The organism is Alphaproteobacteria bacterium, from assembly GCA_019635875.1.
Lineage (GTDB): Bacteria > Pseudomonadota > Alphaproteobacteria > Reyranellales > Reyranellaceae > JAFAZJ01.
Genome location: JAHBYP010000003.1, coordinates 564,322 through 577,469, shown reverse-complemented (window position 1 = coordinate 577,469; position 13,148 = coordinate 564,322). Strand labels below are relative to the sequence as shown.

Genomic DNA, 13,148 nt, shown 5'->3' with positions numbered 1-13,148 from the left:
GATGAATGCCAGTAGCGTGGGTGAGGGGCGCCCGGTTCTCGACGTGCGCGATCTGTCGATCGCGCTGCCCAAGGGCGGCGACCGCCCCTTCGCCGCCGAGAAGGTGAGCTTCACCGTCAAGACCGGCGAGATCGTCTGCCTGGTGGGTGAGTCGGGTTCGGGCAAATCGGTGATCGCCCAGGGCGTGATGGGCCTGCTGCCCAAGGCGCTGCCGGTGGCCGCCGGGCAGATGCTGCTCGACGGCGAGGACGTGGCGCAGGCGAGCGAGGCGCGGCTGCGCGAGCTGCGCTGCGTGCGCATGGCGATGATCTTCCAGGAGCCGATGACCGCGCTCAACCCGGTCATGACCTGCGGCGACCAGATCGACGAGGTGCTGCGCGAGCACACCCAGATGCCGGCCGAGGAGCGCAAGCGCAAGATCATCCAGATCTTCGAGCAGGTGCGCATGCCCGAGCCGCCGCGCATCTACGCCTCCTATCCGCATCAGCTCTCGGGCGGCCAGCGCCAGCGCGTGATGATCGCCATGGCCCTGGTGCTCGAGCCGGCGCTCTTGATCGCCGACGAGCCGACCACGGCGCTCGACGTCACGACGCAGGCGCAGATCCTGCAGCTGATCAAGGACATCCAGCGCGAGAAGGGCATGGGCGTGCTCTTCATCACGCATGATTTCGGCGTCGTGCGCGAGATCGCCCATCGCGTCGCCGTGCTGCGCCTGGGCGAGCTGGTCGAGATGGGGCCGACCGAGGACATCCTGCTGCGGCCCAAGCACGCCTATTCGCGCATGCTGATCTCCTCGGTGCCCAGCATGCATCCGGCCGACCGGCCGCGCGCCACCGCCGCCAAGCTGGTGCTGCGCACCGAGAACCTGACCAAGATCTACGGCGGCGGCAGCCTGTTCGGCAAAGGCCACTCGGTGAAGGCCGCCGACAAGGTCAACATCGAGATCCGCCAGGGCGAATCGGTCGGCATCGTCGGCGAGTCGGGTTCGGGCAAGTCGACCGTGGCGCGCTGCATCGCCCGCCTGATCGATCCCACCGAGGGTCGCGTGCGGCTGGGCGAGGACGACGTCGCCCTGATGCCGCAGCGCCTGCTGCGCCGCCACCGCCGGCGCATCCAGATCGTCTTCCAGGACCCCTACCGCTCGCTCAACCCCAGGCGCACCGTCGGCGACTCGATCATCGAGGGGCCGATGAATTTCGGCATGGGGCGCCCCGAGGCCTGGGCGCGGGCGCGCAAGCTGATGGAGACGGTGCGGCTCGATCCCGACTCGCTCGACCGCTACCCGCACCAGTTCTCCGGCGGCCAGCGCCAGCGCATCTGCATCGCGCGCGCGCTCGCCATGGAGCCGGAGCTGCTGATCGCCGACGAGGCGGTCTCGGCTCTCGACGTCTCGGTGCAGGCACAGGTGCTCGACCTGCTCGACGAGATCCGCCAGCGGCTCAATCTGGCGATGCTGTTCATCACCCACGATCTGCGCGTCGCGGCGCAGGTCTGCCACGAGGTGGCGGTGATGGAGAAGGGCATCGTCGTCGAGTACGGTCCGGTCGCCGATGTCTTCCTGCGGCCGCAGCACGCCTATACCAAGGCCCTGCTGGCCGCCGCGCCCGGCCGCGACTGGGAGTTCGGCAAGTTCGAGGCGGCGTAGCCGTCCCGCTGTCATCCCGAGCGCAGCGAGGGATCCAGGCAGCTGCCTAGATCCCTCGCTGCGCCACAGGGACCGCGGACGGTCCCGGGGATGACGGGCGAGAGAACGGGTCATGACGCGCAAGATCTTTACTGCCACGCTGGGCACCGAGACCAACACCTTCTCCTCGCTGCCCACCGGGCTGCGCCTGTTCGAGGAGACCTGCCTCTTCCGCAAGGCGAGCTACGGCGAGAAGGTGCCGATGTTCGGCCTGCCGCTCGCGGTCTGGCGCCGGCGTGCCGAGGCGCGCGGCTGGACCATCGTCGAGAGCCTCTGCGCCTTCGCCCAGCCGGCGGGCAAGACGGTGCAGAAGGTCTATGAAGCCTTCCGCGACGAGATCGTCGCCGACCTGAAGGCGGCGCTGCCGGTCGACGCGGTGCTGCTCTCGCTGCACGGCGCGATGGTGGCGGAGGGCTACGACGATGCCGAGGGCGACCTGCTGGCGCATGTGCGCCGCGCCGTCGGCCCCGACGTGCCGATCGGCGTCGAGCTCGACCTGCACGCCAATGTCGGCGCGCTCAAGCTCGACAACGCGAGCTGGATCGTGCTGTTCAAGGAGTATCCGCATATCGACGTCAAGGAGCGCGCCGAGGAGGTCTTCACCATCCTCGAGGCGGTGCTCGACCGCGGCGCGAAGCCCGTCATGGGCTGGTACGACTGCCGCACCGTCGGCGTATTCCACACCACGCGCCAGCCGATGCGGGGCTTCGTCGACCGATGCGCCGCGCTCGAGGGCAAGGACGGCGTGCTGTCGATCTCCGTGATCCACGGCTTCCCCTGGGCCGACGTGCCCGACATGGGCAGCAAGATGCTGGTCGTGACCGATGGCGACAGGGCCAAGGCCCAGCGGCTGGCGGCCGAGCTGGGCCGCGAGTTCCATGCCATGCGCGCCGAGACCCAACCCGCCTACGCCACGCTCGACCAGGCGATGGCGCGCGCCGCCTCGCACAACCTGCCCAAGCCGCTGGTGATCGCCGACGTCTCCGACAATGCCGGCGGCGGCGCCGCAAGCGACTCTACCTTCATCCTGCAGGCGATGCGCGAACGCGGCATCCGGGACGGCGCCATCGCCATGTTCTGGGATCCGATGGCGGTGCGCGTCGCCTTCGAGGTCGGCGAGGGCGCCGAGGTCGACGTGCGGCTGGGCGGCAAGCTGGGGCCCATGTCGGGCCCGGCGCTCGACCTGCGCGCCCGGGTGATCGGGCTGAAGCGCGACGCGACGACACACGGCTTCGGCAATTCGCGCGTGCCGGTGGGCGACATGGCGGCTTTCGAGGTCGATGGCATCGCCATCGTCTGCGGCACGCTGCGCGCGCAATGCAAGAGCGTCGACGCCTTCACCAATGTCGGCGTTGATCCTTCAAGCCGCAAGGTCGTCGTCGTCAAATCGATGCAGCACTTCCACGCGGAGTACGCGCCGGTGGCATCGGAGATCTTGTACGTCGCGGTGCCCGGCGCCGTCGCGCCGGACTTCCGCACCATGCCCTACGCGAAGGCGCCACGCGACCAGTGGCCCTTCGTGCAGGATCCTTTCGCGGGAACCTAGGCGACCGCCGCCTGGCCCAGCGGATCGGGGCCGAACTTGTTCGGGCCCTTGGTGCCTTCGAGGAAGCCGCACTCGATCAGGTACCACAGGCCGCCGATGATCGGCACCAGGGCGATCAGCACCCACCAGCCCGACTTGTCGCGGTCGTGGAAGCGCTTCACGCCGATCGCCAGGGACGGCCAGATCATCGCGATGTAGACGATCAGGATGACGATACCCATGATGCCCATGCCGCCGCTGGCGGCCTGCGGGTTGTTGGGGTCGATCGACATCATCATGCCGCCGCCGCCGATGACCATGAGGATGACGTAGACGACGAACAGCGCCACGGTGCCGAGCCAGAACTTCGCGCGGTTGATCCGCCCGTTGAAGCTGAAGAACAGGTCCATCATTGGATCTTCTCCCCCAAGAGGGTACGCATCGGCCCCACTGCGAGGCCGATCACACCACATATTGTACCAAAAATTGAGCGACAAATCACATATTGATTTGTCCACCGGGGGCGATTGTCGATGAGTCGTAGGCGCTTACTTGATTTCGCTGCAGCGGTAGGTGCCGAAATCGGGTGCGTAGCGCGGCGCAATCGCACCTTCACGGGGCATCGGCGCGCGGCAGACGCGGGCCGAACTGTCCTTCTGGATGAAGATCAGCGGATTGGCCTCGACGGTCTGGACGGCGGTGCGGATCTGGTAGCCGGCGCGAAGGCTGGCGCCGAGCGTCGGGGCATTGGGATCGTCGTGACGCGGCAGGTCGAGCGGCCGGCCGGTTTGGGGCTGGGTTGGCGTCGGTGTGGTCTGGGCGAAGGATGCCGCCGGCTGCAGCAGGGTCGGCAGGGCCACGGCGACGCACATCAGAGGGATCGATCGCATCAGGACGCCTCCTTCTTCAGTTCCTGCAGGCGCAGGACCCGGCCGCCGCCACCCAGGGCCGGATGCCCGCCCTGCCACGCCACCACGCCGTTGCACAAGGTCAGCACGATGCCCTCGGCCGGCTTGATCGGCTCGTCGAACGTGGCGGTGTCGATCACCGTCGCCGGGTCGAAGACGCAGATATCCGCGTAGTGGCCCTCGCGCACCAGCCCACGCTTCGACAGGCCGAAGGTCCTGGCCGACAGCGAGGTCATGCGGCGCACCGCTTCCTCCAGCGGAAACAGGCCCAATTCGCGGCTGTAGTGGCCCAGCACGCGCGGGAAGGTGCCCCAAAGGCGCGGATGCGGGTGCTTGTCGAGCGGCAGGCCGTCGCTGCCGATCATCGCCTGGGGGTGCGACAGCGCCTTGCGCACGTCGTCCTCGCTCATCTGCCAGTAGATCGCGCCGGCTGGCTGCAGGCGGTCGGCCGCTTCGTAGATCGAGCAGCCGAGCTCGGCGGCGACATCCTTCAGGTCGCGCCCGCCGGCCGAGGGCATGGCCTCCGACCATGTCACCATCACCTTGTCGGCGCGGTCCAGCATCTCCTTGCGCAGGATGGTGGAGCCAGCGACGTAGGGATAGACGTCGAAGGCAATCGGCCAGTCCTTCATCGCCTGGTCGAACTTGGGAAGTGTCTCGCGCATGCGGCCGAAATTCTGCCGGCTGGCGCACTTGTGGTGTGAGACCACGACCTGGGCCTTGGCGCGCCGGCCGATCTCGAAGGTCTCGTCCATCGCCTCCAGGATGTCGTTGCCCTCGTCGCGCATATGGGCGGTGTAGACCCCGCCATGCCGGCCCAGCGGCTCGGCGACGCCGGCGACCTCGTCGGTCGTGGCGGCGGCGGCCGGCGGGTAGAACAGCCCGCTCGACATGCCGATGGCGCCGTCGCCCAGCGCGTTGTCCAGCATGTCGCGCATGCGGGTCGTCTCGGCGTCGCTCGCCGGCCGGCCCAGATCATCGCCCAGCACGCTGTAACGCAGGGTCGCATGGCCGATCAGGAAGGCGCCGTTGATCGCCGGCCGCGCGCCTTCGACCAGCTCGGCGAAGGCGGCGAAGCTCTGTGTCAGGTACTTCTCCTGCTTGACGATCAGCGAGAGATTGTGCGGCACCGGCTTCAGCCCGCTGTAGGGCGCGGCGCTGAAGCCGCAATTGCCGCAGACCACGGTCGTCACGCCCTGGCTGGCCTTCATCGCCATGCCGGGATTCTCGATCAGCGCCGTGTCGTCGTGGGTGTGCACGTCGATGAAGCCCGGCGCCACGACCTTGCCGGCGACATCGATCTCGTTGTCGCCCTTCAGGGTGCGCGCGGCACCGATGGCGACGATGCGATCGCCCTTGATGGCGATGTCGGCGGCGCGGCGCGGCTCGCCGCTGCCGTCGATCAGCGTGCCGTTGCGAAGGATGAGGTCATGGGCGGCCATGAAGATGCTCCTGAACGCTCGGTCTCAATCGATTCGCCTCAGGTTTACCGACCGGGGCCGGCGACAGGACTCGTCACGATTGGTCGTCAACTGCATAAGACCGTGCCGCTGAAATCCTGTCCACTGCAGCCGCAGCCTTCGCGCCCAGATCGAGGGGCGACGACTCATCTCCAGCTGGATGAAATCGTGTGTCCGTCGGCCGCGGACACTCCATGTGACCCTGCTGCCCGTCGCCTCGGATTCCGCGGAACCTTCGATCGCGACGCCGTCGACGTTGAGGGTGAACGCGACCATCGGGCAGGGGCCGGTACCGAAATGGTCGGCCGACGATATCCCGGCCCACCGTTCGCCGGCGGCGGCGCCTTCGATCGTCATCAGGAGCAGCAGCGCCGCACCGGGCAATCGCCAGTCCTTCCTCATCACGCCTCGTTGCGGCCAAGCTGGAGATCGGGCTCGAATGGATACATCGGCTTGCGCCGGTTGACATAGGTGAACAGCGACAGGTCGGAACTGGTGCAGCCATCGCCGTCGCACATCACGATGTGCCTGGCGATCGGCTCGAAGCCGGCGCGGAAATGCTGGCGCGACTTGATGATGACGTACCTCTTGCGCCGCGGATCGATGCCGCAATGGGTGAAGACGCCCAGGTCGTAGGGTTCGCTGCGCTTTTCGGAGACGACGATCTGCATCCTCCCCGTGTCGAGGACGGCGGTGCGACCCATGCGCACCTTGGTGCCGGTGGCCATCGGCCCGGTGACGACGAACTCGCCGTCGGTGATGCACTTGACGGTGCCGCTGACCTTCAGCGGCTTGCCCTTGAGGTGCAGCTGCGGCATGTCGACATTGCCGCCGAGATCCAGGCTCACCGTGGCGCCTATGCCGGCCTCGATCATCCTGGCCACCGCGCCGGGATCCCAGATCGGCCCGGCGCAGACATCCTCGAGGCCCTGCTTCTGTGCCTCCTCGACCACGCTCATCACGTCCTGCGTGCCGCCGGAGGCCGTGTTGTCGCCGTGATCGGCCAGGATGATCGGCCCGCCCTCGAGCTTCTTGGCGCCGGCGACCTGCTCGGCGAGCGGCGCGCCCCTGTAGAGAAAGGCCTCGCGCCGGTCCCATGCCATGTCGAGCAGGCGGTTGAGCAGGATCTCGCCCTCCGCCGTGCGCTTGTCGCAGACGATCACGGCAGAACAGGAGAGGTGCGGAATGTCGGCCTGCGGGAAGCCGCCGAACACCGAGGCGTTGAGCACCTGGCCGGAATCCTCGGCCGCATTGGCCATGTCCATGATGTCCTTCATGGGCTGGCGCGAGGGCGTGTGCACCAGCGAGCTGGTCAGCATCGGCCGTACGCCCCACACCATCCGCGGCTCGACCTCGCCGTCGAGCATGCGCACCAGCGTGTTGCCGGCGCGTTCGCCGGTATGGCCCATGTCGATATGCGGGTAGGTACGGTAGCCGGCGATGACGTCGCAATTCTCGACCATCGCGGCCGTGAGCTGGGTGTGGAAATCCAGCCCGACGGCGATCGGCAGGCGGGGCGCCAGGGCGCGGATGCGCCGCAGCAGCTCGCCTTCGCCGTCGTCGAGATGCTCGGCCACCATGGCGCCGTGCAGGGCGAGGAACACCGCGTCGCAGCCCTTGCCGATACCCTCGAGGATGGCCGCGACCATCTGCTCGTAGGCGCCCTCGTCGACGAAGCCCGAGGGATGGGCGCTGGCCGCCAGCGGCACGGCGATCTCCGCGCCGATCCGCCGCGCCACCTTGATGAAGCCGCCGATCGTCGTGTTGGTGCCCTCCGCCTCGGCGATCGCCGCGACACCGGCCAGGGGCCCTGCCGGCCCGAACGAGGCCAGCGGCGTGGGCACCGGCGAGAAGGTGTTGGTCTCGTGCATCATCATGGCGATGACGATTCTGCGGGGCATCCGCGAACTCCTTGATCGGTCGGTGAAATCAACACCGATCGTGCCCGGCGGGGCGGCGCGCGAACAGCCTCATGCCGGCATGGGTCGGATGAGAACCTGCAAGGCTCGCATGTGAAAATCTGCTGCGTTGCAAAATCGACTCGCACCGCCGATTTGGTGAACAAGCGTTTATCTCTTGAAATTAAAGAGCTAATTTTCTCTTGCTACGTCTTCGCAGATGCACCATATTCGGCCTGCGGCAAACGTCGTTTCGACGACCTCTTTGTTTGTCGCAATGCCCGTCTTGGGCGTTTCCTCCCTAAAACTCGGGCGGTGTCTTTGACACCGCCTTTTTTTCGTTCCGAGCGCTGGAAGGCGGGTTGGCTATTCGGCGGCGAAGGCGGCGTGGCCCAACGTGGCGTGGCCGACATCCTCGATGAACTCCGCGAGGTGGCGCGACAGCGGCGCGAAGCCGGCATGCGGGCGCATCGCCGCCTCGTCCATGTAGAGCGCCCGGTTGATCTCGACCTGCAGGACATGGACGCCCTGGATCGGCGCGCCGTAATGCTGGGTGGTGAAGCCGCCGGCATAGGGCTGGTTGCGCACCGCCCGGTAGCCGCGCACCCGCAGCCAGCCCTCGGCCAGCCCGATCAGTGCCGGCGCACAGGCCGCGCCATGGTTGTCGCCGAGCACGAAATCGACCCGGCCGCCCTTGCCGCCCAGGCCGACGGGGGAGTTCGAGGGCATCGAATGGCAATCGACCAGGATGCAGTGGCCGAAACGCTCCAGCGTCTCGTCGAGCAGCTTGCGCAGGGCGGCGTGGTAGGGCCGGTAGTACCAGGCCAGGCGGCGCTCCAGCTCCGCCACCGGCAAGCGGCGGCGGTAGAGCGGCTGGCCGTCGAAGGCGACGCGCGGCAGGCAGCCAAGACCGGCGGCGACCCGCGGCGAGCGGGTATTGGCGCTCCCGGGCAGGGCACCCTCGAACATCGCCGGATCGACCTCGTAGGGCTCGCGGTTGGCATCGACGAAGGAGCGCGGGTAGAGCGCCTTGAGCATCGGCACGCCCGACCTGGCTGCCAGCCCGAACAGGTCGTCGACATAGGCGTCCTCGGCGCGCCGCAGCACGGCCATGTCGAGATGGGTCTGGCGCAGGAAGTCGGCAGGATAGGCGCGTCCGCTGTGCGGCGAAGCCAGGACCACCGGCAGGGTCTGGGCCACCGGGCGGTCGATCTCGATCGGCGGCGATGGCTGCGCGGCGGGACTCGATTCCATGCGTCATGATTAGACCGATTCGGCCCTGCCGTCATCCGCCAGTCGCGCCGGGCGGCTGCGACTTGCCAACAAGGAACCGATGCGTTACAGCACCGCCCGCTTCGGTCCGGCGGGGTGGAGCGGGCCCTTGAGGGCGCGTAGCTCAGCGGGAGAGCACTACCTTGACATGGTAGGGGTCACAGGTTCAATCCCTGTCGCGCCCACCATCGCTCCGCTGCCGGGCCGAAGCACTCCAGCAACTTTATCTATTCATGGACGCGGCATTTTCTTGCGCTGCGCGGCGATGCCGATTCGCGCTTGGCGCGAGACAGCGTGCGCGGGGAGGGCCTAGGATGATGCCCGCGTCTCGTTGGGGCCGGGACGATCCAGCACACAGTGTTGACTTCCTTTCACACGGCTGTCGATGGAGTCATCCCATGTCCGAAGCGACGAAATCCGCGAACAACGGTGTCAACGTCCAGCATCTCCTCGGCGCGAAAGAGGCGCTGACCGCCACGCCCGCGGCGGCCCAGTTCCAGTGGCGCGCGACCTGCGAATGGAAGAACGGCACGCACAGCCATTCGACCGTCGAGAATTTCTTCGGCCTGGGTGCCGAGCAGGCGCGCAAAAAGACCTTCCGCTTCGACGCCGATCATCCCGAAGTGTTCGCCGCCGAGGATCTCGGCGCCACCCCGGTCGAGTACGTGCTGGTGGGCCTGGCGAGCTGCCTCACCGCCGGCATCGCCTCGGTCGCGCAGTACCGCAACATCCAGCTGCGCTCGGTCAAGGCGACGATCGAGGGCGACATGGACCTGCAGGGCATCCTCGGCATCGACGACGAGGTGCGCAACGGCTTCAAGGGCATCAAGGTGACCTACGACATCGATGCCGACGCCAAGCGCGAGGACATCGAGGCGCTGGTCGCCCAGTCGCAGAAGCGCTCGGCGGTTTACGACATCGTCACCAATCCGACCAACGTCACGGTTGCGGTGAAATAGGAGCGGCGACCGTTCGCAAGCCCACGACAGTCATCGTCGGCGCCGGCCACGCCGGCCTGGCGATGAGCCGGTGCCTCGCCGAGCGCGGCATCGACCACGTCCTGCTCGAGCGCGGCACGGTCGCCAATTCCTGGCGCACCGAGCGCTGGGACTCGCTTCGGCTGCTGACGCCCAACTGGCAAAGCCGCCTGCCCGGCTATGGCTACGAAGGCGACGACCCCGACGGCTATCGCACGATGCCCGAGGTGATCGCCTTCCTCGAGCGCTACGCCCAGGTCATCGCCGCACCGGTGCGCACGCACACCGCAGTGACCTCGGTGCGCGAGTCCGATGGCGAATACGTCGTCGAGACGGACAAGGGCCCGTGGCGCGCCCGCACGGTCGTGCTCGCCTCCGGCGCCTGCAACGTCGCGCAGGTGCCCGAAGCGGCTTGCGGCGTGCCGTCTTCGATCACGACCATCACCGCGATGGCCTACCGCAATCCCGACCAGCTACCGCGGGGCGGGGTGCTGGTCGTGGGCGCCTCGGCCACCGGCACGCAGCTCGCCGACGAGATCCACCGGTCCGGCCGTCCCGTGACCATCGCCGTCGGCGAGCACATCCGCGCGCCGCGCGTCTATCGTGGCAAGGACATCCAGTGGTGGATGGACGCCGCGGGCGTGCAGGACATGCGGTACGACGAGGTCGACGACATCACGCGCGCCCGACGCGTGCCGTCGCTGCAACTCGCCGGCTCGATCCCGCGCGCCACGCTCGACCTCAACGCCCTCACCGCGATCGGCGTGGCGCTGGTCGGCCGCCTGCAGGCGATGCGCGACGGCAAGGCGCTGTTCTCCGGCGCGCTGCGCAATCAGTGCGCGCTCTCCGACCTCAAGATGAACCGGCTGCTGAACACGATCGACGAGTGGGCGACCGCCAACGGCCTCGACGATGCGGTGGGGCCGCCGGAGCGGCTGCCGCCTACCGAGGTTCCCGAGGAGCCGCCCCTGATGCTCGACCTTGCCAAGGCGAACATCCACAGCATCGTCTGGGCCACGGGTTACCTGCCCGATCACTCCTGGCTGCACGTGCCGGTTGTCGACCGCAAGGGACGGATCCGCCATGACGGCGGCGTCGTCGAGGCGCCGGGCCTGTACCTGATGGGCATGCAGTTCCTGCGCCGGCGCAAATCGGTGCTGATCGACGGCGCGGGCGACGATGCGCGCGACCTCGCGGATCATCTGGTGCAGTATCTCGCGCGATGACCAGACCCAAGCTCCTTATCGACTGCGACCCCGGCCACGACGATGCCGTGGCGCTGCTCTTCGGCGCGCGGCATTTCGATCTCGTGGGCGTGACCACGACGCACGGCAACAGCTCGCTGGCCAACAGCACGCGCAACGCGCTGGCGGTGCTCGAGCTGGGCGGCATCGACGTTCCCCTCGCCGAAGGCTTCGCCCAGCCGCTGGTCGGCTCGACCGTCGACGCGGCGCATGTCCACGGCAAGAGCGGGCTCGACGGCCACGACCTGCCGACGCCCACGCGCAAGCCGGTCGACACGCATGCCGTCGACTTCATCATCGAGAGCGCGCGGCGGCACCAGGGCGAGCTGATCCTCGCGGTGATCGGACCGCAGACCAATGTCGCGGTCGCGCTCAGGCGCGAACCGAAGCTGCGCACGTGGCTGCGTGAGATCACGATCATGGGCGGCTCGGCCGCCGGCGGCAACGTCACGCCGGCGGCGGAGTTCAACATCTTCTGCGACCCGGAGGCGGCCGCCGTGGTGTTCGGCTGGGGCGCGCCGATCCGCATGGTCGGCCTCGACGTCACGCGCCGCACCGGGTTCGACGACGCCGATATCGCACGGCTGCGCGGCAGCGGGCGGAAGGTCGCCGGCGTGATCGCCGACCTGGTGTCGTTCTACCTGGCGCGCCAGCGCGCGGTCTTCGCCCGCGCCGTGGCCTCGATGCACGACGTCTGCGCCCTGGTGCCCTATGTCGACGAAGCGTTGCTCGAGACCGAAGGCGCCATCGTCCATGTCGAATGCGCCGGCATCCATACCCGCGGGGCAACGGTGTGCGACCTGCGCGGCGCGCGCCGTTTGGCGGTGGCGCCTGTGCGGCTGGCGACCCGATCGCATGCCCGCGCCCTGATCGACCGGGTCATCGACACGCTGCTGACCTATCCCTGAGGCCACAGGCCGTGCGAATTGTCCGGGATTCTGGTACGATACGAAACTGTCACATCGCCGGAGGATCCATGCGCCGTCGCCTTGCGCTCGTCGTACCCCTGCTCGTCGCGATGGCGCCGGAGGCGTTCGCGCAAGGCAGCGCCAAGCCGGCGCCGCCGTCGCCGAGCTCGTCCGACATCGTCGACAGGCTGACGCCGCCGCCGCCCGGCGGGGCGCCGCGTTCCCTGACGCGCGGTCGCGTCACCATCCAGGGACCGCCGACCATCGACATGCGCATCCCGTTCGAGATCGACTCGGCCAGGCTCGATGCGACGGGCATCACCCTGGTCGACAAGCTGGGCGCGGCGCTGGCCGATCCCAGGCTCGCCGGCTATCGCTTCGAGATCGGCGGGCATTCCGACGCCAGCGGCGAGAGCGACTACAATCTGCGTCTGTCGACACAACGCGCCAACACCGTGCGCGACTTCCTGATCGCCAAGTACCGGATCGCGCCCGAGCGGCTGACCGCCACGGGCTACGGCAGCAGCAAGCCGCTCGACCTCGCCAATCCCGCCGACGCCGCCAATCGCCGGGTGCAGATCACCAATCTCGGTCGCTGAGCCGGCAGCGCCGTCCCGTCACTGCTGGCGCACCCAGCGGACCGGGCCGCTGACATCCTGGGTGATGAAGTGGTTGGTGCTGACCCATTGCAGGCGCAGCGAATAGGTCTGACCCATCGGCTCGCTCGGCGGGATGTTTCTGGGCGCATAGTCCTGCGCCTGTGAATGCAGTATCGCGTTCTGCGCGTCGTACTGCCAGACGCCGAAGACGTCGGTCTGGCCGCCGCGCACGATCATGCGCTTCTGGTAGCGACCGTCCGGTGCGAACTGGATGAATATCGAGGCGATGGCCTGGCCTCGCGTGTCATGCAAGGTCGTGCTCCAGACGCCGACCAGCGAGACGTGTACCTGTTGCGGATAGGGCTGCTGGAGATAGGGCTGCCGCGGGTAGGGTTGCTGGGGATGGGGTTGCTGCGGGTAGGGGTGCTGTTGCGGCGAGGGGCCGAACGGCCCCGTGTTGCGGCTGCTGCCCGGCTGCGAGGGGCCGAACTGCGCCAGCGCCACGCTGGCCGCCGTCAGCAGCAGCATCGACGCGATCCAGAACACGGTTGGACGGGCCACGTGGACCTCCCCGATCTCGCCGTCGAGGATGACGCGGCGGGCTTCCCTCGACAAGCGTCGCGGTATCTCCACAATTCATCGTGGTAGCCTGTATCCCGCAAACAAGGGAGAA

Annotated in this window: 13 protein-coding genes and 1 tRNA gene; 7 read left to right on the top strand and 7 right to left on the bottom strand. The window is 68.1% G+C overall.

What is annotated here, in order from left to right; translation table 11 throughout:
* Position 1: 1 nt before the first annotated feature.
* The gene (locus tag KF889_14040) at positions 2-1,645 is read left to right on the top strand and encodes an ABC transporter ATP-binding protein (GenBank protein ID MBX3500564.1); all 1,644 of its coding nucleotides are present in this window, start codon (positions 2-4) and stop codon (positions 1,643-1,645) included.
* Positions 1,646-1,757: 112 nt separating this feature from the next.
* Positions 1,758-3,230: a M81 family metallopeptidase gene (locus KF889_14035; protein ID MBX3500563.1), complete on the top strand. Its 1,473-nt coding sequence runs from the start codon at positions 1,758-1,760 to the stop codon at positions 3,228-3,230.
* Here the strand turns inward: KF889_14035 and KF889_14030 are convergent.
* The 6 genes from KF889_14030 to KF889_14005 all read right to left on the bottom strand — a co-directional run bounded on the left by KF889_14030 (position 3,227) and on the right by KF889_14005 (position 8,729).
* A complete protein-coding gene (locus KF889_14030) occupies positions 3,227-3,619 on the bottom strand; it encodes a DUF805 domain-containing protein (GenBank protein MBX3500562.1) in 393 nt (130 codons plus the stop codon). The two genes, KF889_14035 and KF889_14030, sit on opposite strands and share 4 nt — an antisense overlap.
* A 138-nt stretch (positions 3,620-3,757) precedes the next feature.
* A complete protein-coding gene (locus KF889_14025; protein MBX3500561.1) occupies positions 3,758-4,099 on the bottom strand; it encodes a hypothetical protein in 342 nt (113 codons plus the stop codon).
* Positions 4,099-5,559 carry a D-aminoacylase gene (locus KF889_14020; protein MBX3500560.1) on the bottom strand — a complete coding sequence of 487 codons (1,461 nt, stop codon included), beginning with the start codon at positions 5,557-5,559 and terminating at the stop codon, positions 4,099-4,101. Before KF889_14020 ends, KF889_14025 begins: the two co-directional genes overlap by 1 nt.
* Before the next feature lie 24 nt (positions 5,560-5,583).
* Positions 5,584-5,979 carry a hypothetical protein gene (locus tag KF889_14015; protein MBX3500559.1) on the bottom strand — a complete coding sequence of 132 codons (396 nt, stop codon included), beginning with the start codon at positions 5,977-5,979 and terminating at the stop codon, positions 5,584-5,586.
* Positions 5,979-7,478 carry a M81 family metallopeptidase gene (locus KF889_14010; protein ID MBX3500558.1) on the bottom strand — a complete coding sequence of 500 codons (1,500 nt, stop codon included), beginning with the start codon at positions 7,476-7,478 and terminating at the stop codon, positions 5,979-5,981. Before KF889_14010 ends, KF889_14015 begins: the two co-directional genes overlap by 1 nt.
* 363 nt (positions 7,479-7,841) lie before the next feature.
* A complete protein-coding gene (locus KF889_14005; protein MBX3500557.1) occupies positions 7,842-8,729 on the bottom strand; it encodes an N-formylglutamate amidohydrolase in 888 nt (295 codons plus the stop codon).
* Between the two features lie 131 nt (positions 8,730-8,860).
* Between KF889_14005 and KF889_14000 the strand changes: the two genes are divergently transcribed.
* From KF889_14000 to KF889_13980, 5 genes are all read left to right on the top strand, one after another.
* Positions 8,861-8,935 (top strand) — tRNA-Val (locus tag KF889_14000).
* 210 nt (positions 8,936-9,145) lie between these two features.
* The gene (locus tag KF889_13995; protein MBX3500556.1) at positions 9,146-9,706 is read left to right on the top strand and encodes an OsmC family protein; all 561 of its coding nucleotides are present in this window, start codon (positions 9,146-9,148) and stop codon (positions 9,704-9,706) included.
* A 62-nt stretch (positions 9,707-9,768) separates the two neighbouring features.
* A complete protein-coding gene (locus KF889_13990; protein MBX3500555.1) occupies positions 9,769-10,950 on the top strand; it encodes an NAD(P)-binding domain-containing protein in 1,182 nt (393 codons plus the stop codon).
* On the top strand, positions 10,947-11,876 hold the full coding sequence (locus KF889_13985; protein MBX3500554.1) for a nucleoside hydrolase: 930 nt from the start codon (positions 10,947-10,949) through the stop codon (positions 11,874-11,876). Before KF889_13990 ends, KF889_13985 begins: the two co-directional genes overlap by 4 nt.
* Before the next feature lie 68 nt (positions 11,877-11,944).
* Positions 11,945-12,475 carry an OmpA family protein gene (locus KF889_13980; GenBank protein ID MBX3500553.1) on the top strand — a complete coding sequence of 177 codons (531 nt, stop codon included), beginning with the start codon at positions 11,945-11,947 and terminating at the stop codon, positions 12,473-12,475.
* Positions 12,476-12,493: 18 nt separating this feature from the next.
* Here the strand turns inward: KF889_13980 and KF889_13975 are convergent, their stop codons facing one another.
* Entirely contained in the window at positions 12,494-13,036 is a 543-nt protein-coding gene (locus KF889_13975; GenBank protein MBX3500552.1) for a hypothetical protein, read from the bottom strand.
* Positions 13,037-13,148: the final 112 nt, after the last annotated feature.

Excerpts from the sequence above, each read along its gene's own strand:
- KF889_13990 (MBX3500555.1), top strand. The coding sequence starts at position 9,769 with ATGAGCCGGTGCCTCGCCGAGCGCGGCATCGACCACGTCCTGCTCGAG.
- KF889_14035 (MBX3500563.1), top strand. The coding sequence starts at position 1,758 with ATGACGCGCAAGATCTTTACTGCCACGCTGGGCACCGAGACCAACACC.
- KF889_14030 (MBX3500562.1), bottom strand. The coding sequence starts at position 3,619 with ATGGACCTGTTCTTCAGCTTCAACGGGCGGATCAACCGCGCGAAGTTC.
- KF889_13985 (MBX3500554.1), top strand. The coding sequence starts at position 10,947 with ATGACCAGACCCAAGCTCCTTATCGACTGCGACCCCGGCCACGACGAT.
- KF889_13980 (MBX3500553.1), top strand. The coding sequence starts at position 11,945 with ATGCGCCGTCGCCTTGCGCTCGTCGTACCCCTGCTCGTCGCGATGGCG.
- KF889_13995 (MBX3500556.1), top strand. The coding sequence starts at position 9,146 with ATGTCCGAAGCGACGAAATCCGCGAACAACGGTGTCAACGTCCAGCAT.
- KF889_14010 (MBX3500558.1), bottom strand. The coding sequence starts at position 7,478 with ATGCCCCGCAGAATCGTCATCGCCATGATGATGCACGAGACCAACACC.
- KF889_14020 (MBX3500560.1), bottom strand. The coding sequence starts at position 5,559 with ATGGCCGCCCATGACCTCATCCTTCGCAACGGCACGCTGATCGACGGC.
- KF889_14015 (MBX3500559.1), bottom strand. The coding sequence starts at position 5,979 with ATGAGGAAGGACTGGCGATTGCCCGGTGCGGCGCTGCTGCTCCTGATG.
- KF889_14025 (MBX3500561.1), bottom strand. The coding sequence starts at position 4,099 with ATGCGATCGATCCCTCTGATGTGCGTCGCCGTGGCCCTGCCGACCCTG.
- KF889_14040 (MBX3500564.1), top strand. The coding sequence starts at position 2 with ATGAATGCCAGTAGCGTGGGTGAGGGGCGCCCGGTTCTCGACGTGCGC.
- KF889_14005 (MBX3500557.1), bottom strand. The coding sequence starts at position 8,729 with ATGGAATCGAGTCCCGCCGCGCAGCCATCGCCGCCGATCGAGATCGAC.